At 73.5% G+C, this 23,043-nt stretch carries 22 protein-coding genes and 1 riboswitch; of the genes, 12 read left to right on the forward strand and 10 right to left on the reverse strand.

All coding sequences use genetic code 11. The features are described from left to right. Positions 1-9: 9 nt before the first annotated feature. A complete protein-coding gene (gene argJ, locus K1J57_RS12920; protein WP_220564675.1) occupies positions 10-1,170 on the reverse strand; it encodes a bifunctional glutamate N-acetyltransferase/amino-acid acetyltransferase ArgJ in 1,161 nt (386 codons plus the stop codon). A 171-nt stretch (positions 1,171-1,341) separates the two neighbouring features. Between argJ and K1J57_RS12925 the strand changes: the two genes are divergently transcribed. After that, positions 1,342-2,373 carry a serine hydrolase gene (locus K1J57_RS12925; protein WP_220564676.1) on the forward strand — a complete coding sequence of 344 codons (1,032 nt, stop codon included), beginning with the start codon at positions 1,342-1,344 and terminating at the stop codon, positions 2,371-2,373. Positions 2,374-2,410: 37 nt separating this feature from the next. Here K1J57_RS12925 and otsB read toward each other — a convergent pair whose 3' ends face one another. Further along, entirely contained in the window at positions 2,411-3,232 is an 822-nt protein-coding gene (gene otsB, locus K1J57_RS12930; RefSeq protein WP_220564677.1) for a trehalose-phosphatase, read from the reverse strand. A 255-nt stretch (positions 3,233-3,487) separates the two neighbouring features. Continuing rightward, entirely contained in the window at positions 3,488-3,772 is a 285-nt protein-coding gene (locus K1J57_RS12935) for a DUF3263 domain-containing protein (RefSeq protein ID WP_220564678.1), read from the reverse strand. 208 nt (positions 3,773-3,980) lie between these two features. Between K1J57_RS12935 and K1J57_RS12940 the strand changes: the two genes are divergently transcribed. The 3 genes from K1J57_RS12940 to K1J57_RS12950 all read left to right on the forward strand — a co-directional run bounded on the left by K1J57_RS12940 (position 3,981) and on the right by K1J57_RS12950 (position 6,807). Then, entirely contained in the window at positions 3,981-5,120 is a 1,140-nt protein-coding gene (locus tag K1J57_RS12940; RefSeq protein WP_255647021.1) for a S8 family serine peptidase, read from the forward strand. A 124-nt stretch (positions 5,121-5,244) separates the two neighbouring features. Further along, positions 5,245-6,021, forward strand: a complete 777-nt coding sequence (locus K1J57_RS12945; RefSeq protein WP_220564680.1) for a class I SAM-dependent methyltransferase — start codon at positions 5,245-5,247, stop codon at positions 6,019-6,021. A gap of 192 nt (positions 6,022-6,213) precedes the next feature. Next, positions 6,214-6,807 carry a GrpB family protein gene (locus K1J57_RS12950; protein ID WP_220564681.1) on the forward strand — a complete coding sequence of 198 codons (594 nt, stop codon included), beginning with the start codon at positions 6,214-6,216 and terminating at the stop codon, positions 6,805-6,807. 10 nt (positions 6,808-6,817) lie between these two features. Here K1J57_RS12950 and K1J57_RS12955 read toward each other — a convergent pair whose 3' ends face one another. Together K1J57_RS12955 and K1J57_RS12960 are read right to left on the reverse strand one after the other, a co-directional pair. Next, entirely contained in the window at positions 6,818-7,282 is a 465-nt protein-coding gene (locus tag K1J57_RS12955; protein WP_220564682.1) for a hypothetical protein, read from the reverse strand. Between the two features lie 108 nt (positions 7,283-7,390). Then, complete coding sequence (locus tag K1J57_RS12960) at positions 7,391-8,827, reverse strand: trehalose-6-phosphate synthase (protein WP_220564683.1); 1,437 nt, start codon at positions 8,825-8,827, stop codon at positions 7,391-7,393. A gap of 345 nt (positions 8,828-9,172) precedes the next feature. Beyond that, positions 9,173-9,314, forward strand: a riboswitch (SAM riboswitch). A gap of 13 nt (positions 9,315-9,327) precedes the next feature. Between K1J57_RS12960 and thrC the strand changes: the two genes are divergently transcribed. The 7 genes from thrC (at position 9,328) to groL (ending at position 16,161) form a co-directional block, all read left to right on the forward strand. Beyond that, complete coding sequence (gene thrC, locus K1J57_RS12965; protein WP_220564684.1) at positions 9,328-10,587, forward strand: threonine synthase; 1,260 nt, start codon at positions 9,328-9,330, stop codon at positions 10,585-10,587. A gap of 75 nt (positions 10,588-10,662) precedes the next feature. Beyond that, entirely contained in the window at positions 10,663-10,941 is a 279-nt protein-coding gene (locus K1J57_RS12970; protein WP_220564685.1) for a ubiquitin-like small modifier protein 1, read from the forward strand. A 191-nt stretch (positions 10,942-11,132) separates the two neighbouring features. Next, the gene (locus K1J57_RS12975) at positions 11,133-11,615 is read left to right on the forward strand and encodes a GNAT family N-acetyltransferase (protein WP_220564686.1); all 483 of its coding nucleotides are present in this window, start codon (positions 11,133-11,135) and stop codon (positions 11,613-11,615) included. Positions 11,616-11,742: 127 nt separating this feature from the next. Continuing rightward, the gene (locus K1J57_RS12980; protein WP_220564687.1) at positions 11,743-12,345 is read left to right on the forward strand and encodes a PadR family transcriptional regulator; all 603 of its coding nucleotides are present in this window, start codon (positions 11,743-11,745) and stop codon (positions 12,343-12,345) included. A gap of 105 nt (positions 12,346-12,450) precedes the next feature. Then, positions 12,451-13,416, forward strand: a complete 966-nt coding sequence (locus K1J57_RS12985; protein ID WP_220564688.1) for an ATP-binding cassette domain-containing protein — start codon at positions 12,451-12,453, stop codon at positions 13,414-13,416. Beyond that, the gene (locus K1J57_RS12990) at positions 13,413-14,228 is read left to right on the forward strand and encodes an ABC transporter permease (protein WP_255647023.1); all 816 of its coding nucleotides are present in this window, start codon (positions 13,413-13,415) and stop codon (positions 14,226-14,228) included. The genes K1J57_RS12985 and K1J57_RS12990 overlap by 4 nt, the downstream gene beginning before the upstream one ends. A gap of 304 nt (positions 14,229-14,532) precedes the next feature. Further along, positions 14,533-16,161: a chaperonin GroEL gene (gene groL, locus K1J57_RS12995; protein WP_220564689.1), complete on the forward strand. Its 1,629-nt coding sequence runs from the start codon at positions 14,533-14,535 to the stop codon at positions 16,159-16,161. 120 nt (positions 16,162-16,281) lie between these two features. Here groL and K1J57_RS13000 read toward each other — a convergent pair whose 3' ends face one another. Together K1J57_RS13000 and K1J57_RS13005 are read right to left on the reverse strand one after the other, a co-directional pair. Beyond that, positions 16,282-16,905 carry a response regulator transcription factor gene (locus tag K1J57_RS13000; RefSeq protein WP_220564690.1) on the reverse strand — a complete coding sequence of 208 codons (624 nt, stop codon included), beginning with the start codon at positions 16,903-16,905 and terminating at the stop codon, positions 16,282-16,284. After that, entirely contained in the window at positions 16,902-18,086 is a 1,185-nt protein-coding gene (locus K1J57_RS13005) for a sensor histidine kinase (protein ID WP_255647024.1), read from the reverse strand. The genes K1J57_RS13000 and K1J57_RS13005 overlap by 4 nt, the downstream gene beginning before the upstream one ends. Before the next feature lie 168 nt (positions 18,087-18,254). Between K1J57_RS13005 and K1J57_RS13010 the strand changes: the two genes are divergently transcribed. After that, positions 18,255-18,815, forward strand: a complete 561-nt coding sequence (locus K1J57_RS13010; RefSeq protein ID WP_220564691.1) for a heme-binding protein — start codon at positions 18,255-18,257, stop codon at positions 18,813-18,815. Positions 18,816-18,891: 76 nt separating this feature from the next. Here K1J57_RS13010 and K1J57_RS13015 read toward each other — a convergent pair whose 3' ends face one another. The 3 genes from K1J57_RS13015 to K1J57_RS13025 all read right to left on the reverse strand — a co-directional run bounded on the left by K1J57_RS13015 (position 18,892) and on the right by K1J57_RS13025 (position 22,859). Further along, positions 18,892-20,610, reverse strand: coding sequence for an ABC transporter ATP-binding protein (locus K1J57_RS13015; protein WP_220565500.1), 1,719 nt, complete (start codon positions 20,608-20,610; stop codon positions 18,892-18,894). A 47-nt stretch (positions 20,611-20,657) separates the two neighbouring features. Next, positions 20,658-22,376, reverse strand: coding sequence for an ABC transporter ATP-binding protein (locus K1J57_RS13020; RefSeq protein WP_220564692.1), 1,719 nt, complete (start codon positions 22,374-22,376; stop codon positions 20,658-20,660). Positions 22,377-22,439: 63 nt separating this feature from the next. Beyond that, the gene (locus K1J57_RS13025) at positions 22,440-22,859 is read right to left on the reverse strand and encodes an NUDIX domain-containing protein (protein WP_220564693.1); all 420 of its coding nucleotides are present in this window, start codon (positions 22,857-22,859) and stop codon (positions 22,440-22,442) included. Between the last annotated feature and the right edge of the window lie 184 nt (positions 22,860-23,043).

Genomic DNA, 23,043 nt, shown 5'->3' on the forward strand with positions numbered 1-23,043 from the left:
CGGGCCGGATCAGGTGGTGTAGTCCGCGTTGATGCGGATGTACCCCTCCGTCAGGTCGCAGCCGTAGGCGGTGAACGCGCCCCCGGCGATCCCCAGGTCCACCGAGATCACCACCTCGTCGCCCTTCATGTGCTCGGCCGCCCGCGCCAGCACCTCGTCGGTCGACTCCGCGGGGTAGGTCTCCACGTCGCCGAAGAGGATGCGGGTGTTCTCCGGCAGGATGTCGGTCTCGTCCGAGCACTTGCCGACGGCCATCGCCACCCGGCCCCAGTTGGGGTCGGCGCCGTGCACGGCCGTCTTGACCAGGGGCGAGTTGACGACCGCCTTGGCGACCCGCTTGGCCTGCGCGTCGTCGCGGGCCCCGGTCACCCGCACCTCCAGCAGCTTGCTCGCCCCCTCGCCGTCGGAGGCGATCATCCGGACCAGCCGCAGGGCCACCTCGAACAGCGCCGCCTCGAAGTCGGCGAGGTCCACCGGCCCCGCCAGGCCGTTGGCGAACAGCGCCGCGGAGTCGCTGGTGGAGGTGTCGCTGTCGATGCTCAGGGCGTTGAAGGTGCGGTCCACCACCCGGCGGAACACCTCGTCCAGCACCGGCCGCTCGATCTCGGCGTCGGTGAAGAACCACGCCAGCATCGTCGCCATGTCCGGCTCGATCATGCCCACGCCCTTGGCGATGCCGGTCAGGGTCGCGTTCCCCACCCGCGCCGAGGCGATCTTGGGGTGGGTGTCGGTGGTCATCATCGCCGCCGCCGCCCGGTCCAGGTCGGCGGGCGGGAACTCCTCGGGCAGCCCGTCCAGGTGGGCGCGGACCTTCTCCATCGGGTACGGGCGGCCGATCACGCCGGTGGACGCCACCAGGATCTCGTCGGCCGGCACCCCGGCCGCCGCCGCCACCCGCTCCTGGAGCTCGCGCGCGTTCTCCTCGCCCACGCCCCCGGTGGCCACGTTGGCGTTGCGGGCGATCACCGTGACGCCCCGCGCCCGCCCGTCGGCCGCCGCGCGACGGCTGAGCACCACGCTGGGCCCCGCGAACCGGGACCGTGTGAAAACGGCCGACACGTGCGCGGGCACCTCGGACACCACCGCGAAGAAGTCGTCGTTGGGGTCCTTGATCCCGATGTTCCCGGCGACACCGCGGAAACCGGCGGGAACGGGGGTCTTGCTGCTCAATCGTCCTCCTCGGGGTCGTGGGCGCCAGACTACTCCGCCCGGGAGCAAGGCCCTGATTACGGCCCTGACCTGCGAGGGTTTCGTCCTGTGCGGAGTCCGGAACGGTGTGACAACGAGCAGATAACGGGGTATCCGCGGGGGTGAGTGGAGAACATCGGGGGGAGGCGTGTGGTGCGTGACGGAGACTGGCTCACCGAGACGGGGGCGCGGATACGCGGTGTCCTGAAGGTGATGGTGGACGCGGGCTGGCTGCCCGGCGGCGCCGCCGTCATCGGCACCGGGGGCATGTGGGAGTTCGTCGCGGTCGGCCGGATCGACGAGGACAACGACACCGCCCCCGACGTCGCCTACGACGTCGCGAGCCTGACGAAGGTGATGGCGACGTGGCCGCTGGTCGGCCAGGCGGTCGTCGAGGGGATGCTGGATCTGGACGCCCCGATGTCCGAATACCTCCCCGCGGACGGGCTGCCCGGAGCGGCCGTCACCACCCGGCAGATCCTCACCCACACCAGCCGCCTCAACCAGGTGACCTGGCTGGAGAGGTACGTGGGCACCGACCAGGACCTGGCCGAGGCGATCCTGGCCGATCCGCTGGAGGAGCCCGGGTACCGGTACATCGACCGGGGGTTCATCCTGCTCGGCCTGGTGCTGGAGCGGCTGTACGGGACGGGGCTGGACCGGCTGGCCGCGGACCTGTGGGACGAGCTGGGCATGCGGTCCACGGCGTTCGGACCGCTGGCGCGCTCGCCCGGGGTGGCGCCCACCGAGCGCCGGCTGCCCGGCGCCGCCCCCGCCTGGGGCGTGGTGCACGACGAGGCGGCGGCGCTGATGGGCGGGGTGGCCGGTCACGCGGGCGCGTTCACGACCGCCATCGACCTGGGCGCTTTCGCCCGGGAGCTGCTGCGCATCCACGAGGGCGGGGACGGGCCGGTGCCCTCCTCGTTCGTGCGGGAGAGCTGGCGGCCCCACGTGGACGCCGGGCAGCGGCTGTGGCGCGGGCTGGGGTGGCTGGTGACCCCGGAGGGGGTGGTCTACCACAACGGGTTCACCGGGACGAGCCTGTTCATGCACCCCGAGACCAGCAGGTACGTGGGGGTGCTGACCAACGCGGTCTACTACGGCCGCGCCCGCACGGGCCTGGCGGACCTGCGCTCGGCGGCCCGGTCGGCGGTGTCGCCGCAGGCGCACGACTCCACCCCGTAGGGCGGGGCGGTCGTCCGGTGCGCGGTGCGGCCCCGCCTCAGGGCCGGGCCAGGGCCCGGGCGAGCGACCCGAGGAACTCCGCCAGTCCGGCCGGGCCCGGCACCACCAGGTCGGCGGCCTCGACGACCCTGGCGGCCTCGCTGGAGGCCGCGCACACGGTCAGCCCGGGGAGCCCGTCCGCGCGCAGCCGCGCCACGGCGTCGAAGGCGGGCAGGTCGCCCAGGTCGTCGCCCGCGTACAGGACGGACCCGGCGGCCCGCTCCGCCACCAGCGCGGACAGGGCCGCGCCCTTGTCCACGCCCGGAGGGCGCAGCTCGATGACCATGCGGCCGGGCTCCACCCGGAGCCCGGCCCGCTCCGCCAGCGCGGACAGGTGCGGGGCGAGCAGTGCCAGCGCGGCGTCCGGTTCGGCGGTGCGGCGGGTGTGCACCGCCAGCGAGCGGCCCTTGTCCTCGATCCAGGTGCCCTCGGGCGCCTGGAGGGAGTCGATCAGGCCGGGCAGTTCGGCGCGGACCAGGGACACCCCCGGCGGCGGGTCGGCGGCCAGTACGCGGCCGTCCGCCCAGCGTTCGGCGCCGTAGTGGCCCAGCACGATGATGCCCGGGACGCGGTCCAGCCCGCCCAGGCCGACGGCGGTGGCGGCCGGGCGCCCGGTGACGACCGCGACCGTGCCCAGCCGCCCGGCCAGCTCCGCGAGCAGTTCCACGATCCCCGGCTGGGGGGCGGAGGTGCGCGGGTCGTCGACGATGGGGGCCAGGGTCCCGTCGAAGTCGAAGGCGACCAGGGCCTTGGCGGGGTCGGTCAGCAGGGCGTCGAGCGCGGTGCGCCCCTCGGCCGTGCTCGGTTCGGGCGGTTGCATGGCGGACCTTTCCGGACGGGCGGCGCCTCCAACCTACCCGGGGCGGACAGGGGGAGTCCGAGGACGTCGCGGAACCGGCGTCCGATGTCCGTGCCGTGTTCGGCCGCCGTTCACCGGTGCCGGTGCACGATGGGGATTCGTGTGGGATGAGAGAGGCGGGTGCGCACCTGAGGGTGCGCACCCGCCTTGTTGTCTGGTTTCGGACCTGCGGTCGCGTCCGTGGTTCTTCGGGCAGAGAGCGACCGAAAAGGGGCCTCAGAGTCGGATGCCCAGCCGCCGCGCGTTGCGTTGGCGCTGGCGGTCGGCGCGCACCCGGCGCAGCCGCTTGACCGTCATGGGGTCGAAGGCCAGCGCCTCGGGGCGGTCGACCAGCCCGTTCAGCAACTGGTAGTACCGCGTGGCGGAGAACCCGAACTCGTCGCGGATCGCCTGCTCCTTGGAGCCCTCGAACTTCCACCACTGGCGCTCGAAGGCCAGGATGCGCTGATCGCGTTCGGCCAGTGCCGACTGACCGTCTTCGGTCCGACCGATATTCGGCATGGGACACCCCCTGGGCGGGAAATTGGTTTGTCCGGATCGGCCCGACTCATGCTAGCGACTCGACATGCCGGATGCGGAGCGGAAAACCCAGGACTGGCAGCGGGGATACAGTTACCTTTCCTACCCCCGCGGCCACTTGTCCACGCCGGAAACCTGTGCTCATGACAGAATTACGGTGGTACAGGGGAGCAACATTAGGGAGCCTGTCGTGCTCGGGGGCATCAGCCGTCACAGGGAACACACCGGGATCGTCGCCATCGCCGCGACCGTCGTCCTCGGTCTGGCCGCCGCCCCCGCGGCGGCCGACGGGGTCCCCGATTTCCGCCCCGAACAATGGGGACTCCAGTCGATCAACGCCCAGGAATTGTGGCCGGAAACACAGGGTCAGGGCATCACCGTGGCCCTGCCCGGGGCCTCCGTCCACGCCGACCACCCGGACCTGGTCGACAACCTGACCGTCGACGAGGAGTTCGGCGGCAACGACGGCGACGCCGATACGGGCACCGCCGCGGCCGCCCTGGTGGCGGGCCACGGGCACGGGATGGACGCCGACGGCGGCGTGCTGGGCGTGGCCCCCGACGCCGGGCTGCTGGTCCTCCCCACCGGGGACCGGCTGGCCGGCGCGGTGCGCCACGCGGTCGACGCCGGGGCGCAGGTCGTCCTGTTGCCCGAGATCCCCGACGGGACCGACCTCACCGGGGCCACCCGCGACGCCGTCGCCGCCGGGGTCCTGGTGGTCGGCCCGGCCGACAACCCGGCCGACCCCAACGTGCTGGCCGTCGGCGGGATGGACGAGAACGCCGAGCTGATCCCCGGATCGCCCGACGCCGGGGCGATCGAGCTGGTCGCGCCCGGCGCCGACCTGGAGACGGCCGGGCCCGACATGGGACAGGTCCAGGTCACCGGCACCGAGTACGCGGCGGCGATGGCCGCCGGGGCCGCCGCGCTGCTGCGCTCGGCCCACCCGCAGCTGCGCCCCGAGCAGATCCGCGAGGCCCTGGTGGAGGGCGGACAGCAGGGGCCGGACGGGCTGCCGAGCCTGCACCTGACCGGTGCCGAGGCGCTGGCCTCCGGGACCGCCCAGGACGTCCCGCTCTTCGACGAGGAGCTGGCCGACCGGGCCGACGAGGGTCCCGCGGTGCCGGTGTGGGTGTGGTTCGCGCTGGTCGGCCTGGTCCTGGTGCTGGGTGTGGCGCTGGTCGTGGTGTGGGTGCGCCGCTCCTCCGCCGACCCCTACGGGGTCAAGGCCGAACGCGCCCTGGAGGAGGCGGAGATCGCCGAGCAGCGCGCCGCCGAGGCTCCGCCCGCCTCCCGCCGGAAGAAGGGCGGCCGCCGCCGCAAGGGCTGACCGCGCCCGGGCGGCGGGAGCCGTCCGGCACCGGGCGGGCGCGGCCGCGCCGGGGGAGCGGTGGCGGGCGGGACCGCGGCGGGCTATACAGGGGGGCCGGATTCCCGCGACCCCTGGAGGGACCGTGCCACGCATGTCCGACGGCAGCGCCGGCGACGCCGACTACGCCGTGATCTCCCGTTCCTACACCGACCACCGCGTCCCCGAGCCCCGGATCGCGCGGATCGTGCACGAGGCCCTGGGCGGCGCCCGGACCGTCCTCAACGTCGGCGCCGGGGCGGGCTCCTACGAGCCCGCCGACCGCGAGGTGACCCCCGTGGAGCCCTCGGCGTCGATGCGCGCGGCGCGGCCGGCCCACCTGCCCGCGGCGGTGGACGCGGTCGCCGAGGACCTGCCGTTCGCCGACGGCGCGTTCGACGCCGCGATGACGACCTTCAGCGTCCACCAGTGGGGCGACCTCCCCGCGGGCCTGGCCGAGCTGCGGCGGGTGACCGCCGGACCGGTCGCGGTCCTCACCTGCGACCCCGGCCTGGTGCGCGACTTCTGGCTGTACGAGTACGCGCCCGAGGTCCTGGACACCGAGGCCCGCCGCTACCCGTCCCCGAAGTCCCTGGCGGAAGGGCTGGGCGGGAACGTGCGGACCATTCCCGTGCCCATTCCCCTGGACTGCTCCGACGGATTCAACGAGGCGTACTACGGCCGCCCGGAGCGGCTGCTGGACGAGGGGGCGCGGCTGTCCTGCTCGGCCTGGAGTTTCGTGGGGGAGGAGGTCGAGCGGCGTTTCGTCGAACACCTGTCCCGCGACCTCGCCGACGGCACCTGGGACCGGCGGCACGGACGGCTGCGCGCACTGCCCGAGCTGGTCGGATCCCTGGTCCTGGTGGTCTCTTCGCCGGAGTGAGGGGTTTCGGAAGGAAAGATACGCGCAAAAGGGAGAATCCGAAGAAAAAGGAGCACGAATTCTCTCCATGTGTATCTGCCGTGTTGCTCTCCGTGGCGATTTGTCCCCTGGTGGTGTTACGAATACACGTGCATATGTAAGCGACGCCGGATGCTCTTGACGCGGGCGGGTCAACGGAGAAATCTTTGTGGAATGTCTCCCCTCGAAGCATCACCGTTGCCCTCCCGCGGGGAAACGCGGATCGATCCGGCCCCCCAGCACCGCAACCTCATCAACGGTCGGGTCCACATCCTGGACTACGACCCCAAGTGGCCCTACCTGTTCGAGCGTGAGGCCGACCGGGTGCGCGGCATCCTCGGCGACCGCGTCCTGCTCTTCGAGCACGTGGGCTCCACCGCTGTCCCCGGCCTGCCCGCCAAGGCCTGCGTCGACCTGCTGCTGGTCGTCGCGGACTCCGCGGACGAGGACTCCTACCTCCCCGACCTCGCCAGGGCGGGGTACACGCTGGTCATCCGCGAACCCGACTGGTACGAGCACCGCGTGTTCAAGGGCCCCGACGTCAACCTCAACCTGCACGTCTTCAGCGAGGGCTGCGAGGAGATCGAGCGGATGCGCCGGTTCCGCGACCACCTCATCGCGAACCCCGGCGCCCGCGAACGCTACGTCAGGGTCAAGCGGGAGCTGGCCGAGCGCACCTGGGAGAGGATCCAGGACTACGCCGACGCCAAGAGCGCGGTGGTGCGCGAGATCCTCGCGGAGGCCGGGGCGCCGCTGCCCGAGGACTGACCGGGGCCGCTCAGCCGCGGGCCCGGGCCAGGCCCACCAGGACCTTCGCGGACAGGACCGCCCACACCAGGCAGTACAGGCCGAAGACGGTACCGCCGGACCCCTCGGCCAGGTCCCGGTAGACCATGCCGACCGCTCCCGCCAGCGCCATGAGCGCCACCGCCCCCAGCGGCGGCAGGGACAGCCACCGGGGCACCCGGCGGGCGACGGGCAGGGCCGCCAGGAGGAAGAGCAGGGCCACGGCCAGTCCGACCCCGGTGTTGGCCCACTGGGCGGCGGCCACCCCGCCGGGGCCGAACCCGGTGTAGGAGTCGGCCGGGACCGCGGGGCCGCCGGTCACCCCCAGCCGGTCGGCCAGGGCGTACTGGACCTTGGAAGCGACGTAGAGCAGGGACCACAGCGCCGCGGCCACCGCCCAACGGGCGGTGTGGCGCGGTGGCCGGGCGGTGGAGGGGTGCGGGGTCCGGGTGTCCATGGGCCCAGCATCGCGCACGGCGCGGCCGCGTCCCTCCCCCGCGCGGGGGAGCCGGCTCCCCCGGCGGCGGGGTTCCGCCGGGGGGAGGACCCGGGCCCGGGGACGGGATCAGCCCAGGGAGCGCAGCTGGTCCTGGAACCACCGGCGCGGCGGCAGCGCCACCGCCGCCTCCGCCAGGCGCTCCCGCCGGGCCCGCCGCTCGGCCGCGGGCATCGACAGCGCCCGGTGCAGCGCCTCCGCCGTCTCCACGGTGTCGTAGGGGTTGACGGTCAGGGCGTCCCCGCCCAGCTCGTCGGCGGCTCCCGCCTCCCGAGACAGCACCAGCACCGAGTCCCGCTCCGACAGCACCGGGCCCTCCTTGGCGACCAGGTTCATGCCGTCCCGGATGGGGTTCACCAGCAGCACGTCGGCCAGCTGGAACGAGGCCAGCGAACGCGGGTAGTCGTCGTTGACCTCCAGGACCAGCGGCGTCCAGTCGGCCGTCGCGAACTCCTCGTTGATCTCCTTGGCCACCCGCAGCACCGTGTCGGTGTACTCGCGGTACTCGGGCACGTCGCCGCGGCTCGGGTAGGCGAACGCCAGGTGGGTCACCCGCCCGCGCCATTCGGGGTGCGCGAGCAGCAGTTCGCGGTACGCCTCCAGGCCCCGCACGATGTTCTTGGACAGCTCGGTCCGGTCCACCCGGACGATGAGCCTGGTGTCCCCGACCAGCTCCTCCAGGGTCTCCCGGCGGACCGCCACCAGCGGGTCGGCGGCGCTCTCGCGCAGCCCCTCCTCGTCGGCGCCCAGCGCGTGCACGCCCACCCCGACCACCCGTCCGCCGTACTCCACGGTCCGGTTGCGGAAGTCCACGTCCGCGCGCAGGATCTCCGCGCAGCAGCGCAGGAAGGCGTCGGCCCAGCGCGGGCTGAGGAAGCCCAGCCGGTCGGCGCCGAGCATCCCCGACAGCAGCTCCCGGGCGATGTCGTCGGGCAGCATCCGGAAGTACTCCGGCGGGGCCCACGGGGTGTGCGAGAAGTGCGCGATGCGCAGGTCGGGGCGGCGGGCCCGCAGGATGCGCGGCACCAGCGCCAGGTGGTAGTCCTGCACCGCCACCCGGGCGTTGTCCGCGGCACCCGCCACCAGAGCCTCGGCGAAGGCGTTGTTGTAGGCGGTGTAGTCCTCCCACCGCCGCCGGAACCCCGAGCCGAAGGACGGCTTGTTCGGGGTGTCGTACATCATGTGCTGGAGGAACCACAGCGTCGAGTTCGCGACCCCGGTGTAGGCCCCCTGGAAGGTCTCCTCGGGGATGTCCAGCATGTGCACGCGCATGCCGCCCAGGTCGTGGTCGCGGTCCAGCCGGGCCCCCGGGGCCTCGGCCGCGGCCCGCCGGTCCCCCTCGGACAGGGCGGCGCACACCCAGATGCTGTCGATCTCGGTGGCCACCGAGATCATGCCGGAGACCAGGCCGCCGCCGCCGCGGCGGTGTTCCAGGGAGCCGTCCTCGTTGATCGAGAAGGACACCGGTCCTCGGTTGGAGGCGATGAGGATCTGTGCCTTGTCCACGTGGTCTCGTCCTCTCGGGTGCGCGGGATCCGGTCGAGCGCAGGATACGGAAACGGCCCCCGTGGCCGGTGCCGACCCGGTGCGGAAGGGACGGAGGGCGGAGGGCGCACCCTAGGTCTCGCCGGTCGACGTACGCCCCAAACCCGCCCCAGGTCACGGGCGCACGATGTCACGCAGTGGAAACAGGGCCCACGCGCGCGACCGGCCCCGACCTGTGCCGTCTCACCATGTGAGTCGGTTCGTGTTACCCGGATCACGCCCCGTGGAAAACCGGCCGACACGTCCGTTACAGTGACCTTGCCGGTTCCGGGAGGAGCCGGCGGCCACACCACGACAACTTCATATTGCTCATCCAGAGGGGTGGAGGGACCGGCCCTGCGAAGCCCCGGCAACCATCTCGGCGTACATCGCTCGCGGACACGCGAGGCGGCCGGGACAGGTGCCAACTCCGGCCTGGGGACAAGGTGTCCGCCAGGGAAGATGAGGGGAGACGCCTCGCCATGGCGATTGCCGCCACCGAACCCACCTCCGTCCGCGCCTTCGGCCCCGCCGCCGCGCTGTCCTGTCGCGAATGCGGTGAGCGCTACGACCTCACCCCCCGGTTCGCCTGCGAGTTCTGCTTCGGCCCGCTGGAAGTGGCCTACGACTTCGGCGCCGTCACCCGGGCCGACATCGAGAGCGGCCCCGCCAACATCTGGCGCTACCGGCACCTGCTCCCGGTCCCGGAGAACGTGGCCGAGCTGCCCAACATGAACCCCGGCCTCACCCCCCTGGTCAAGGCCGACCGCCTCGCCGCCGAACTGGGCCTGGCCTCCCTGCACATCAAGGACGACTCCGGCAACCCCACCCACTCCTTCAAGGACCGGGTGGTGGCCATCGCCGTCGAGGCGGCCCGCAACTTCGGGTTCACCACGCTGTCCTGCTCCTCCACCGGCAACCTGGCGGGCGCCGTCGGCGCCGCGGCGGCCCGCGCGGGGTTCCAGTCCTGCGTGTTCATCCCCGCCGGGCTGGAGGAGGCCAAGGTCGTCATGGCCGCGGTCTACGGCGGCCGGGTCGTGGCCATCGACGGCAACTACGACGACGTCAACCGGTTCTGCTCCGAGCTCATCGGGGACCCGGCGGGCGAGGGCTGGGGCTTCGTCAACGTCAACCTGCGCCCCTACTACGGCGAGGGCTCCAAGACGCTGGCCTACGAGATCGCCGAGCAGCTCGGCTGGCGGCTGCCCGAGCAGATCGTCATCCCGATCGCCTCCGGCTCCCAGCTCACCAAGATCGACAAGGGCTTCCAGGAGCTGATCAAGCTGGGGCTGGTCGAGGACCGGCCGTACAAGGTCTTCGGCGCGCAGGCCACCGGCTGCTCCCCGGTGGCGCAGGCGTGGGACAAGGGCCTGGACGTCATCCAGCCGGTCAAGCCCGACACCATCGCCAAGTCGCTGGCCATCGGCAACCCGGCGGACGGCCCCTACGTGCTCGACATCGCCCGCCGCACCGGCGGCTCGGTGGAGCACGTGGGGGACGACGAGGTCGTCGAGGCGATCTCGCTGCTGGCCCGGACCGAGGGGATCTTCGCCGAGACCGCGGGCGGCGTCACCACCGGCGTGCTGCGCAAGCTGGTCCGCGAGGGGCGGCTCGACCCCGGGGCCGAGACCGTCGTCCTCAACACCGGCGACGGGCTCAAGACCCTGAACGCCGTGAGCGCCGGGGTGACGGCCACCGTCAAGCCGTCCCTGAAGGCGTTCGCCGAGGCCGGACTGGCCTGACCCCCCACTCCCCGGGGCGGCGCCACGCCCCGGGGCCCACTCCCTCCACGACCACCACCACGGAAGAAGGACGCCATGAGCGCCAGCGTTCGCGTGCCCACCATCCTGCGCACCTACACCGACGACGCCGCGGAGGTCACCGCGCAGGGCGGTACCCTCGCCGAGATCCTCGACGACCTGGAGGCCAACCACCCGGGCATCCGGGCCCGCATCCTCGACGAGAACGGGAAGGTGCGGCGCTTCGTGAACGTGTACGTCGGCGACGAGGACGTGCGCTTCGCCCAGGGGCTGCAGACCGAGGTCGCCGAAGGCGCGCAGGTCTCGATCATCCCGGCGGTCGCGGGCGGCTGCTGACGGCCCCGTACCGCACGACCCCCCGAACCCCGCCGGCCCACGAGGCCGGCGGCTCCCCGGCCCCGCGTCCAATGGACGCGGGGCCGCCCTCGTCCCCGCGCCGCCGCGGCCGTCCCGCCTCCGCCCCGGGCCCGCCGCGGGGGGCGGTAAAGCCTTTGTCCGGGCGCGGAGCGGCTGAGTACGGTTCCGGTATGGGTATCGAGATCAGGGATTTCCGGGACGGCGACCGCGACGCGGTGCTGGAGCTGTCGCTGCGGGCCTGGGAGCCGGTGCACGCGTCGCTGCGGCGGGTGCTGGGCGGGCGCATCTACGACCGGATGATCCCGGATTGGCGGGAGAGCCAGCGGACGGAGGTCGGCGGCGCGCTCGACGACGCGGACACCGCCGTGCGGGTGGCCGTCCGGGACGGCGCGGTCGCCGGGTTCTACGCCGTGGTGATCCGGCCCAAGGACGACACCGGCGAGGTCACCCTGCTGGCCGTGCACCCCGACCACCAGCGGGCCGGGGTGGGGGAGGCGCTCACCCGGCACGCGGTGGACTGGATCCGCGGCCAGGGCATGGGCATGGCCGTCGTCGAGACCGGCGGGGACGAGGGGCACGCCCCGGCCCGGCGCACCTACGAGAAGGCGGGCCTGACCGAGCTGCCGGTCTCCCGCTACTTCCAGGCCCTGTGACGGCGGCCGGGCCGGGTGCCGCGCGCCCGACACCCGGCCCCCGGCGGCGGCCGGGCGCGCGCGGACACGGGCCGTAACCTGGAGTCCCACCGGGGGCGGTCCCCGGGGAGCTCCGGATGAGGCGGCGATGTCGGCGACGCGGTTGTTGGTGCTGGGTGTGGTGCGCATCTCGGGGCGCGCCCACGGGTATCGGGTCGGCCGCGAGCTGATGGACTGGGGCGCCTCGGAGTGGGCCAACGTCAAGTGGGGGTCCATCTACCACGCGCTGCGCAAGCTCACCGCCGAGGGCAGGCTGCGGGAGGTCGAGGCCGAGGGCGACGATGTGGTGGAGCGCGTCTCCTACGAGATCACCGGGGAGGGCGAGGCCGAGTTCCACCGGCTGCTGCGCAAGGCGCTCTCCCACGCGGGCGACGACCACGCGCTGCTGTGCGCCGGGGTCACCCTGATGACGGCGCTGCCGCGGGCCGAGGTGGTCGAACTGCTCCGGAGCCGGATCGCCGACCTGGAGAAGAGCAGCGCCCAGGCGCTGGAGATCGGCCGGCTGAGCACCGAGGAGTGGAACAAGCCCGAGCACGTGCGCCCGCTCTTCACCCTGTGGGAGCTGACCGTGGGGGCGGCCGTCGAGTGGACCCGAAGGCTCATCCGCGAGCTGGAGGAGGGGCGCTACACCATGGCCGACGACGGACCGCAGGCCTTCGGCCTGCCGCCCGCGGGGGCCCCGCGCGGGTAGGCGCGCGGAGCGGGGCCGGTGCCCGCGCACCCTCGTATTAAAACTTGAATATGGGCGGGGGGTGGGGCAGACTCTCCATATTCAACTTTGAATAAGGAGTCGCGGATGATCCGTACCCGGGATCTCACCAAGCACTTCCGCGTCGGCAGGGAGACCGTCGAGGCGGTCCGGGGCATCGACATCGACGTCGCCGCAGGCGAACTCGTCGCCCTGCTCGGCCCCAACGGCGCGGGCAAGTCCACCACCCTGCGCATGCTCACCACCCTGCTCGAACCCACCTCCGGCACCGCCGTGGTCGCCGGGCGCGACGTGCGCGCCGAGCCGGCCGAGGTGCGGCGCCGCATCGGGTTCGTCGGCCAGGGGCACGGCGCGGGCGAGGACCAGCGCGCCGGGGAGGAGCTCTACACCCAGGGCCTGCTCTACGGGCTGGACCGGGCGACGGCCGGGGCGCGCACCGCCGAGCTGCTCGACATGCTCGAACTGTCGGGGGCCGCGGACCGCGAGGTCACCAAGCTGTCCGGCGGGCAGCGGCGCCGCCTCGACATCGCGATGGGGCTCATCCACCGGCCGCCGCTGCTGTTCCTCGACGAGCCGTCCACCGGCCTGGACCCGCACAGCCGCGCCAACCTGTGGGACCACATCGCCCGCCTGCGGGCGGAGTTCGGCACCACCATCGTCCTGACCACCCACTACCTCGACGAGGCCGACGAGGCGGCCGAGCGGGTCCTGGTCATCGACCACGGGCGGGTCATCGCCGACGGCACCGCCGACGAGCTCAAGGGCGGGGTCTCCGGCGACCTCGTCACCTTCACCGTCGCCGACGCGGAGGCCGCGGCCGCCGGCGCCGCGATAGCGGAGAAGCTGCCCACCGCCCGGGAGGTCGAGGTCGTCCCCGGCCGCGAGACCGGGGTGCGGCTGCGGATCGAGCGCGGCGACGCCGTCCTGCCCGAGCTGCTGCGCTCCCTGGACGGCTCCGGGATCGCCCTGACCACCGTGCGGGTGCAGCGCCCCACCCTCGACGACGTCTTCCTGACCCTCACCGGCCGCAGCCTGCGGGAGGAGAACCCGTGACCACCGAGACCACGACGGCCGACACCGCCGCCGACACGCCCAGCACCGCCGCCGCGCGGCGCTCGTCCCTGCCCAGGGACACCTGGCTGATGTTCGTCCGCCAGTTCCGCCCGCTGCTGCACCGGCCGGCCTTCCTGCTGTTCGGCATGCTCCAGCCGGTCCTGTACCTGGTGCTGTTCGCGCCGCTGCTCACCGGGCTGGCCGGGGCCCAGGGCGAGAACCCCTGGCAGTGGTTCGTGCCGGGGCTGCTGGTCATGCTCGCCCTGTTCACCGCGGGCTTCGCCGGGTTCGGGCTGCTGCCGGAGATCTCCTCGGGGGCGCACGAGCGGCTGATGGCGACCCCGGCCTCCCGGGTGGCCCTGCTGCTGGGACGGGTGCTGCGCGACGTGGCCGTCATGGCGCTGCAGATGGCGCTCATCGTCGTCCTGGTCGTGCCATTCGGGTTCCGCGTCCCGGTGGCCGGCTTCGCCGCCGGCCTGCTGCTGCTCATCGTGCTGGGCGTCGGCCTGTCGTCGCTGTCGTACCTGGTCGCCCTCAAGGTCCGGCAGACCTACGTGTTCGCGCCCATCGTGCAGACCGCCGTGATGCCGCTGATGCTGCTGTCGGGCGTGCTGCTGCCGATGGACCTGGCCCCGGACTGGCTGTACGCGCTGTCCCGGGCCAACCCCGTCGCCTACGTGGTGGACGCGGAGCGGGCGCTGTTCGCGGGCGAGTGGAACGCGGCCGTGGGCATCGGCTGGGCGGTGGCCCTGGCGACCACCCTGCTGGTCCTGGGACTGGGGTCGCGGGCGATGCGCCGGATCTCCGCCTGACCCCCGCCCATGCTCGGCCGGTCTCGTCCGCCGCGAGCGGAAAAACCTGTCACATGGGGGGTTTGCGCAGGTGAACGCGTGTCGAAGAGGTGGTGGAATCGTGACCGCATCGTTTGCACTCTCCCATGCCGAGTGCTAAAAAGGGATCTGGTTAGCACTCGCCCCGGCTGAGTGCTAAACCGGATCGAGGCTGCGAGACCGCGGCCGCCGGCAACAGGGTCGCCGGCGGATCCGCGGTCGTCCGTCGCGGGCGCACGCCTCGTCCCACCGCGTATCAGCCCGGTCACGGGAGGACAAGAACTCAATGGCAGCCAAACTGATCGCGTTCGACGAGGAGGCCCGTCGCGGCCTCGAGCGCGGCATGAACCAGCTTGCGGACGCCGTCAAGGTGACGCTCGGCCCCAAGGGCCGCAACGTCGTCCTGGAGAAGAAGTGGGGCGCCCCCACCATCACCAACGATGGTGTCTCCATCGCCAAGGAGATCGAGCTCGAGGACCCGTGGGAGAAGATCGGGGCCGAGCTGGTCAAGGAGGTCGCCAAGAAGACCGACGACGTCGCGGGTGACGGCACCACCACCGCCACCGTCCTGGCCCAGGCGCTCGTGCGCGAGGGCCTGCGCAACGTCGCCGCCGGCGCCAACCCGATCAGTCTCAAGCGGGGCATCGAGGCCGCCGTCTCCCGCATCAGCGAGGAGCTGGGCAACCTCTCCAAGGAGATCGAGACCAAGGAGCAGATCGCCTCCACCGCCTCCATCTCCGCCGGCGACACCCAGATCGGCGAGACCATCGCCGAGGCGATGGACAAGGTCGGCAAGGAAGGCGTCATCACCGTCGAGGAGGGGCAGACCTTCGGGCTCGAGCTGGAGCTCGCCGAGGGCATGCGCTTCGACAAGGGCTACATTTCGCCCTACTTCGCCACCGACCTGGAGCGCATGGAGACGGTCCTGGAGGACCCGTACATCCTCATCGCGAACCAGAAGATCTCCAACAACAACGAGTTCCTCCCCATCGTGGAGAAGGTGCTCCAGGCCGGCCGTCCGCTGGTCGTCATCGCGGAGGACGTCGAGCAGGGCGCGCTGCAGACCCTGGTCGTCAACAAGATCCGCGGCACCTTCAAGTCCGTCGCCGTCAAGGCCCCGGGCTTCGGTGACCGCCGCAAGGCCCAGCTCGGCGACATCGCCGTGCTGACCGGCGGCCAGGTCATCACCGAGGAGGTCGGCCTCAAGCTGGAGAACACCGAGCTCGACATGCTCGGCCGCGCCCGCAAGATCGTCGTCACCAAGGACGAGACCACCATCGTCGACGGTGCCGGCGACGCCACCGCCATCGCCGGTCGCGTCAACGAGATCCGCAACGAGATCGAGCGCACCGACTCCGACTACGACCGCGAGAAGCTCCAGGAGCGCCTCGCCCGCCTGGCCGGCGGCGTCGCGGTCATCAAGGCCGGTGCCGCCACCGAGGTGGAGCTCAAGGAGCGCAAGCACCGCATCGAGGACGCCGTCCGCAACGCCAAGGCCGCGGTCGAGGAGGGCATCCTCCCCGGCGGTGGTGTGGCGCTGCTGCAGGCCAGCGTCCCGGCGTTCGAGAAGCTGGAGCTGGAGGGCGACGAGGCCATCGGTGCCGACATCGTCCGCCGCGCCATCGCCGAGCCGCTGAAGCAGATCGCCGTGAACGCCGGCCTCGAGGGCGGCGTTGTGGCGGACAAGGTCCGCAACCTGGAGCCCGGGTTCGGCCTCAACGCCGCCACCGGTGAGTACACCGACCTGTTCAAGGACGGCGTCATCGACCCGACCAAGGTCACCCGTTCCGCTCTGCAGAACGCGGCCTCCATCGCCGGTCTGTTCCTGACCACCGAGGCCGTCATCGCCGAGAAGCCGGAGAAGGCGGCCCCCGCGGCCGACCCGACCGGCGGCATGGGCGGCATGGACTTCTAGTCCCCAGGAGTTCGGGGTCGGGATACGCGACCTCAACCCGCGACGACCGGGCGGCCCCCTCGGGGCCGCCCGGTTCCGCTTTCCGGGCACCCGTTCGCGGACACCCGGTCCCGGGAGGCGTCAGTCCCAGGAGATGAGCGAGAGGTCGACCGCCGCGCGCACCGCCGCGGTGCGGGTCTCCACGCCGAGCTTGGCGTAGATGCGCTGAAGGTGGGTCTTGACCGTCGCCTCGGTGACGAACAGGGTCCGGGCGATCTCCCGGTTGCCCGCCCCCTTCGCCAGCAGGCGCAGGATCTCCAGTTCGCGCGGGGTCACCGCGGGCCGCGGGTCGCGCACCCGCCGCACCAGCCGGGCCGCCACGTGCGGCGACAGCACCGTCTCCCCGCGGGCCGCCGCCCGCACCGCCTCGAAGAGCCGCTCCGGCGGGCTGTCCTTGAGCAGGTACCCGGAGGCGCCCGCGTCCAGCGCCCGCATGATGTCCCCGTCGTTCTCGTAGGTGGTGAGTACCAGCACCCGCGGAGGGGCGGGCAGCGCCAGCACCCGCTCGGTCACGGCCACGCCGTCCAGGCCGCCCTCCAGGCGCAGGTCCATCAGCACCACGTTGGGCGAGCGCAGCCCGATCAGGCGCACCGCGTCGGTCCCGTCGGCGGCCTCGCCGACGATCTCGATGTCCTCCTCGCCCTCGAACAGGGCGGCCAGCCCCGCCCGCACGATCGGGTGGTCGTCCACCAGGAACAGTTTCACGCGTCCTCCCGTACGGGGATCGAGACCGACAGCCCGGTGCCCTCGCCGGGCGCGCTCTCCACGGTCACCTCGCCGCCCAGCCCGGCCACCCGGGCGCGCACCGCCTCCAGGCCGAACCCGCGCCCGCCGCCCGGCCCCGGGGCGCCGGGGTCGAATCCGCGCCCGTCGTCGCGCACGTCCAGGGTGACCCGGTCGCCGATCCGGGCCAGGGACACCGCCGCCCGGTCCGCCCCCGAATGCTCGCGCACGTTGGCCAGAGCCCCCTGGGCGACCCGCAGCAGCGCGGCCTCCACCTCGCCCGGCAGGCCGTCCAGCTCGCCGTCGCAGGTCAGGGCGGCCTCGATCCCGGTCTCCTCGGACAGCGACCGGCACAGGTCCGCCAGCGCCCGGCGCAGCGTGCCCCGGCTCAGCGGGGCGGGCGCGCCGCCCTGCACGAAGGCCCGCGCCTCCGCCAGGTTCTCGTGCACCCCCTCGGCGGCCCGGCGCACCAGGTGGCGGGACCGCTCCGGGTCCGACTCCCACGACAGGTCGGCGGCGCGCAGCAGCATCCCGGTGCTGGACAGGCCCTGGGCCACGGTGTCGTGGATCTCCCGCGCCAGCCGCTCCCGCTCCTCCAGCACCCCGGTGCGGCGGTGGGACTCGGCCAGGGCGTCCCGGGCGCGCAGCAGGTCGGCGATGACCCGCTTGCGGCGGTCGCCCTCCCGGCGCAGCTCCACCACGGTGCCGACCACCATCGCCGCCAGCGCGGGCGGCACCACGAACGCCATCGGGTCGCCGAACCCGGTCAGCACGCCCCAGGCCGCCGCGGTGGCGGCGGTCAGCACCGCGGCGACCGCGACCACCGCCGCCACCGGCAGCAGCCGCAGCGCGACGAACAGCAGGGGGATCCCGGCGAACCCGAACGACGGGGCGGCCCACACCAGCGCGACCCAGCACACGATCACCCCGGCCAGCCAGCCGAAGAGCACCGGCCGGGGCGCCCGGTTCCACAGCAGCACGCCCGCGGAGTACAGCAGGCCGACCACGGCGGCCAGCTCCAGGGCGGCCACGGTCCCCTCGTCGAGTTCGTGCCGGATGAGCAGCCGCACGGCGGACGCGGCCAGCAGTACCAGGAAGCCGACGTGCATCACCGCGTTGAGCAGCGGTCCGCCCAGGCCGTCGTCGCGCGTTCGTGTCCCCATATCCCTCCCATGGTGCCCCCGCGCGCCCCGGCCGCCGTCATCCGATCGGATGACACGGCGCGTCGTCCCTTCGCATCCGCCGGTTCGTCCGGGAGCCCGACGCCGGGAGGGCGCGTCACGGCGAGAGTGGAGGACGTCGGAACGGACATCCACGAACGGAGTCGCACCATGAAGCGCAACCACCTCATCTCCACCATCGCCGGCGCCGGGCTGGGCCTGGCCGTGGTCGGCGGCGTCGCCGCCACCACCCTGCTGCCCGCCGACACCCCGGGCGGGCCGAGCACCGCCGCCGCGGCGGTCGCCCCGCAGGCCGTCGCCCAGCGCGACGTCCTGAGCGCCGACGCCCTGGTCGCCGCCGCAGAGGCGGGCCTGGCCGAGGCCCAGGACCAGGGCCAGCAGGTCACCATCGCGATCGTCGACCGCTCGGGCGCCACCCGCCTGGTCCTCAAGACCGACAACGCCGGCCCGCAGACCCAGGAGTCGGCGGAGCAGAAGGCCTACACCTCCGCGGCCATGGGGCAGCCCACCGGCGCCCTGGCCGAGAACGCCACCGGGGACGGGCCCACCATCGCGGACCTGCCGGGCACCCTGTTCCTCGCGGGCGGCGTCCCGGTCCTGTCGGGCGAGACCCCGATCGCGGGCATCGGCGTGGGCGGCGCGCCCTCCGGCGACATCGACGAGGAGATCGCCCAGGCCGCCCTGGAGGCCCTGGAGAACTTCGAGGAGTAGCCCTCCCCGCACCGGACCGGCCGGGCGCCCCGTCAGGGGCGGCCCGGCCGCCGTCGTTCCCGGGGGCCGGGCCGGGTCAGGAGTCGCCGTGCCAGGCGTGCCAGAGGGCGGAGTAGGAGCCCCCGGCGGCGAGCAGTTCGTCGTGGGAGCCCAGCTCGGAGATGCGGCCGTCCTCGACCACCGCGACGCGGTCGGCGTCGTGGGCGGTGTGGAGGCGGTGGGCGATCGCGACCACCGTGCGCCCCGCGAGCACACCCGCCAGGGAGCGCTCCAGGTGGCGGGCCGAGCCCGGGTCCATCAGCGAGGTCGCCTCGTCCAGCACCAGCACCTCCGGGTCGGCGAGCACCACACGGGCCAGGGCCAGCTGCTGCACGTGGGCCGGGTCCAGGGCCAGGTGCCCCGAGCCGACCCTGGTGTCCAGGCCGTCGGGCAGGGAGCGCACCCAGTCGTCGGCGTCCACCGCGGCCAGCGCCCGCCACAGGGCGTCGCGGTCGACCTCGTCGCGGTCCAGGGCCAGCGCCAGGTTCTCGGCGACGGTCCCGCGGAACACGTGGCTCTCCTGGCTGAGCAGGATCGCCTTCTCCCGGCGGTCCTGCGGGGCGAGCCCCGTCAGGTCCTCGCCGCCCACCCGGACGGCACCGGAGGTGGGCGTGTGGATGCCCGCGATGAGCTTGCCCAGCGTGGACTTGCCCGCCCCGCTGGGGCCCACCACGGCCAGCCGCTCGCCCGGGGCCAGGGACAGGTCGACCCCGTGCAGGACCTCGGTGCCGGTGTAGCCGAAGCGCAGCCCGGAGATCTCCACGGTGCCCGGCGTCCCCGGGGCGTCGGACGGGGTCCTCCCGGCGGGGTCCTCGACCATTTCCACGCCGATCAGGCGGCGCAGGCTCGTGAACCCCATCATCAGGCTGTCCACCTGGTCGATGAGCAGGTCCACCGGCCGCACCACCTGCACGGTCAGGAACACCGCCGTGGCGATCTGCCCGACCGTCAGCTCCCCCTGGGCGTGCAGGTACGCCGCGGCCAGGAACGTCACCGCGGTCGGCAGCAGGTAGGAGAACTCCAGGGTCGGGTACCACACGGTGCGCAGCCACAGCGTGTACCGCTCGGCCAGGTAGGCGCGGCCGATCCGCTCGTCGGTGCGCCGCCGCTGGCGGTCCTGGCGGCCCAGCGCCTCCAGGGTGTGCGCGCCCTCGACGGTGTCGGTCACCCCCTGGGTGAGCTCGGAGTAGGTGTCCAGTTCGCGCAGGTAGCCGCCCGGAGCGCGGCGGGCGTACCAGCGGGTGGACAGCCAGACGATCACCGCCGACGGCAGCCACGCGAGCAGCAGCACGGGGTGCAGCACGGTGAGCGCGCCGAAGATGACGACCACCGTCACCCCGCTCACCACCATCACCGGGATCGAGTGGCGGACCGTGTGGCTGAGGTGGCCGACGTCGCGGCCGGTGCGCGCCATCAGGTCGCCGCTGCCCGCGCGCTCCACGGTGCCCAGCGGCAGGCGCAGCACGGCCCGAACGAAGCCCTCGCGCAGCTCGGCCAGGACCGCCTCGCCGAACCGGATGGACAGCGCCACCGATACCAGGGTGAGCACGGCGTGGCAGACCAGGGCGCCGACCACGATGACCGCCATCGTGTCGATCCGCTCCGGGGCCGCCGACGCGCGCACCGCGTCGATGATCCGCCCCAGCATCCACGGCGGGGCCAGCGCCGCCAGCGCGGCCAGCCCGTACAGGCCGACCACCGCTGCCAGGACGCCGCCGTGGCTGCGCAGCAGGCCGGACAGCCGGTTCCACACCATCGGGGACGGGGCGACCGGTAGCAGGCCCCGGCGTTCATCGGTCGTGGTCACGGCTGTTCCTCCAGCACGGTGCGCAGAACGGTGGCGGCGTAACCGGGCTCGGACGCCAGCAGGTCGTGGTGCGTGCCCTCGGCGGCCACCCGGCCGCCGCTGACGAACCGCACGTGGTCGGTGCGGTCCAGCAGCAGCGGGCTGGTGGTGACCAGCACCGTGGTGCGGCCCGAGCGCTCGGCCGCAAGCCGGGCGCCGATGGCGGCCTCGGAGTGGGCGTCCACGGCGGAGGCCGGCTCCACCAGGACCAGGACGTCGGGGTCGTGGGCAAGCGCCCGGGCCAGCCGCAGCCGCTGCTGCTGGCCGCCGGAGTACTCGCGGCCGCGCTCGGTGAGCAGGGCGTCCCACCCGTCCGGGGACTGGCGGACCACGTCCTCGGCGGCGGCGACCCGCACCACCTCGGCCAGCCGCTCCTCGGACAGGCCGCCGTCGGGCGAAAGCTCGTCGCGCAGCGGCCCGGAGAACAGGTGGGCGTCGTTGGCGGCGACCAGGACGCGGCGGCGCACCTCGCGCAGCGGCAGGTCGGACAGCGGGACCGAGCGGCCGGTGGCCTCCTCCACCAGGTGCCCGCCCTCGGCGTAGCGGCCCAGGCGGGCGGAGATCGCGGTGGCGTCCGCGGTGTCCGCGCACACCACGGCGGTGAGCAGCCCGGCCGGGACGCGCACCCCGCTGGCCGGGTCGTGCAGGCCGCAGGGGCCGGTCGGCGCCTGGGCGGGCGACTCCGGGTCGGGGTGGTCGTGGGCCAGGGACAGCACCCGGGCCACCCGCCCGGCGGCGACCCGCGCGGAGATGTACAGGGTCACGCTCTGCATCAGGTGGCGGACGGCCACCGCCAGGTTGGTGGTGAACCCGTAGAACGCCACCAGCTGTCCGACGGTGAGCTCCCCGTTCAGGGCCAGGCGCGCGCCGTACCAGACGATCCCGACCAGCAGCAGTCCCGGGTACAGCTCGCGCAGGGCCTGGAGGGCGGCGTCCATCCAGCCCACCCGCACCCCGGCGGCCCGCACCTCCTGGGACTCCTCCCGGTAGCGCTCGCCGACGGTGCGCTCGCCGCCCACGCCGCGCAGCACGCGCAGCCCCGCGACCAGGTCGGAGGCCTGGGTGGTGAGCTCCGCCTTGCGGGTGCGCTGGTGTTCCTGCCGCCTGGCCAGGGGGCGCAGCACCGGGGCGATGCCGAGCATGATGAGCGGGACCGCGACCAGCACGATGAGCCCGAAGGTCAGGTGGGAGGTGAGCATGAGGGCGGCCACGACCACCATGGACACAAGGGAGGCGACGAGCATCGCCGACCGCTCCCAGAAGTCGCCGATCTGCTCGATGTCCTCGGTGCCCACCGCGATGACCTCGCCGGAGGGCAGCCGCCGCGTCAGGGTGGGGCCCAGGTCGGCCGCCCGCGAGCAGATGACCTGCACGGTGCGGTAGGCCGAGGCGTACCAGTTGAAGCATTCGGCCCGGTGCGCCAGCGGGATGAACACGGTGCAGGCGACGATGACGGCGGCCAGGACCCCGGTCCAGTACAGCACCGACCGGGTGTCCAGCCCGGAGTCCAGTGCCGCGCCGATGACGGCGGACAGCAGGACGGAACCGGCGCTGTACGCGCTCGCGAGGACTCCCGCCCACAGCAGCGGCCGCCACTCCTTCCGCGCCATCCACAGGAGGAAGCGGTCGGCGGAGCGGTGGTCGGGTTCGCCCGGAGGCTGGGGTAGATCTCGCACACACGGACTGTAATCACGAGCCCGACGCCGGGGCCACTCATTTTTCGGCGGCGAACGCGCTGCTCAGCGCACCGCCCCGGCGGCGTGCAGCCGCTCGATCAGGCGCTGGGTCGCGGGTGCGCAGCGGCCCCGGTCGGCGTGGCCGACCCAGGCGATCTCGGAGACCTCGGCGCTGGGGCGCGGCTCGCCCTCGTGGTCGGCGGCGTAGCAGGCCATCCGCACACGGGTGCCGGGCGCCTGGTCGTGGGCGACCTCGTCGACGACGGTGACGAGGCGGAAGGTGTCGGGGACGAGGGTGACGCCGACCTCCTCGCGGGCCTCGCGGGCCACGGCCTGCTCGTCGGTCTCCCCGGGCTCGCGCTTGCCGCCGGGGGAGTAGAGGACGTCGCGCCCGCGGGAGCGGACGCACAGGACCCGGCCGTCGCGGACGTGGACCCAGGCCAGGGCGTCGATGACGGCGGGCGGTGTGGTGGAGGCGGACATGGGTCCCAGGGTAGGCGGACCGGGGCCCGGCGGTGCGGCGCGGGCCGGAACGGGACGGGGGGCCGCGGCCGCGGGTCGCCCGGCGGGCGGGCTCCGGGGCGGCCCGAGGTAACCATTGGGAAACGCCGCCGTTGCCCCCCTGTGCGGGCGCGGTGGCCCCGGGTTACGTTACGTCCGGACTGGG

Origin of the sequence: Nocardiopsis sp. MT53 (assembly GCF_019598965.1) — a bacterium.
In the GTDB taxonomy this organism is placed as follows: domain Bacteria; phylum Actinomycetota; class Actinomycetes; order Streptosporangiales; family Streptosporangiaceae; genus Nocardiopsis; species Nocardiopsis changdeensis.

Bases quoted from the DNA above. Each gene is read 5' to 3' on its own strand.
- otsB (WP_220564677.1), bottom strand. From the start codon at position 3,232: ATGCAACCGCCCGAACCGAGCACGGCCGAGGGGCGCACCGCGCTCGAC.
- K1J57_RS12935 (WP_220564678.1), bottom strand. From the start codon at position 3,772: ATGCCGAATATCGGTCGGACCGAAGACGGTCAGTCGGCACTGGCCGAA.
- K1J57_RS12950 (WP_220564681.1), top strand. From the start codon at position 6,214: ATGTCTCCCCTCGAAGCATCACCGTTGCCCTCCCGCGGGGAAACGCGG.
- K1J57_RS12955 (WP_220564682.1), bottom strand. From the start codon at position 7,282: ATGGACACCCGGACCCCGCACCCCTCCACCGCCCGGCCACCGCGCCAC.
- thrC (WP_220564684.1), top strand. From the start codon at position 9,328: ATGGCGATTGCCGCCACCGAACCCACCTCCGTCCGCGCCTTCGGCCCC.
- K1J57_RS12970 (WP_220564685.1), top strand. From the start codon at position 10,663: ATGAGCGCCAGCGTTCGCGTGCCCACCATCCTGCGCACCTACACCGAC.
- K1J57_RS12975 (WP_220564686.1), top strand. From the start codon at position 11,133: ATGGGTATCGAGATCAGGGATTTCCGGGACGGCGACCGCGACGCGGTG.
- K1J57_RS12980 (WP_220564687.1), top strand. From the start codon at position 11,743: ATGTCGGCGACGCGGTTGTTGGTGCTGGGTGTGGTGCGCATCTCGGGG.
- K1J57_RS12985 (WP_220564688.1), top strand. From the start codon at position 12,451: ATGATCCGTACCCGGGATCTCACCAAGCACTTCCGCGTCGGCAGGGAG.
- groL (WP_220564689.1), top strand. From the start codon at position 14,533: ATGGCAGCCAAACTGATCGCGTTCGACGAGGAGGCCCGTCGCGGCCTC.
- K1J57_RS13005 (WP_255647024.1), bottom strand. From the start codon at position 18,086: ATGGGGACACGAACGCGCGACGACGGCCTGGGCGGACCGCTGCTCAAC.
- K1J57_RS13010 (WP_220564691.1), top strand. From the start codon at position 18,255: ATGAAGCGCAACCACCTCATCTCCACCATCGCCGGCGCCGGGCTGGGC.
- K1J57_RS13015 (WP_220565500.1), bottom strand. From the start codon at position 20,610: ATGGTGTGGAACCGGCTGTCCGGCCTGCTGCGCAGCCACGGCGGCGTC.
- K1J57_RS13025 (WP_220564693.1), bottom strand. From the start codon at position 22,859: ATGTCCGCCTCCACCACACCGCCCGCCGTCATCGACGCCCTGGCCTGG.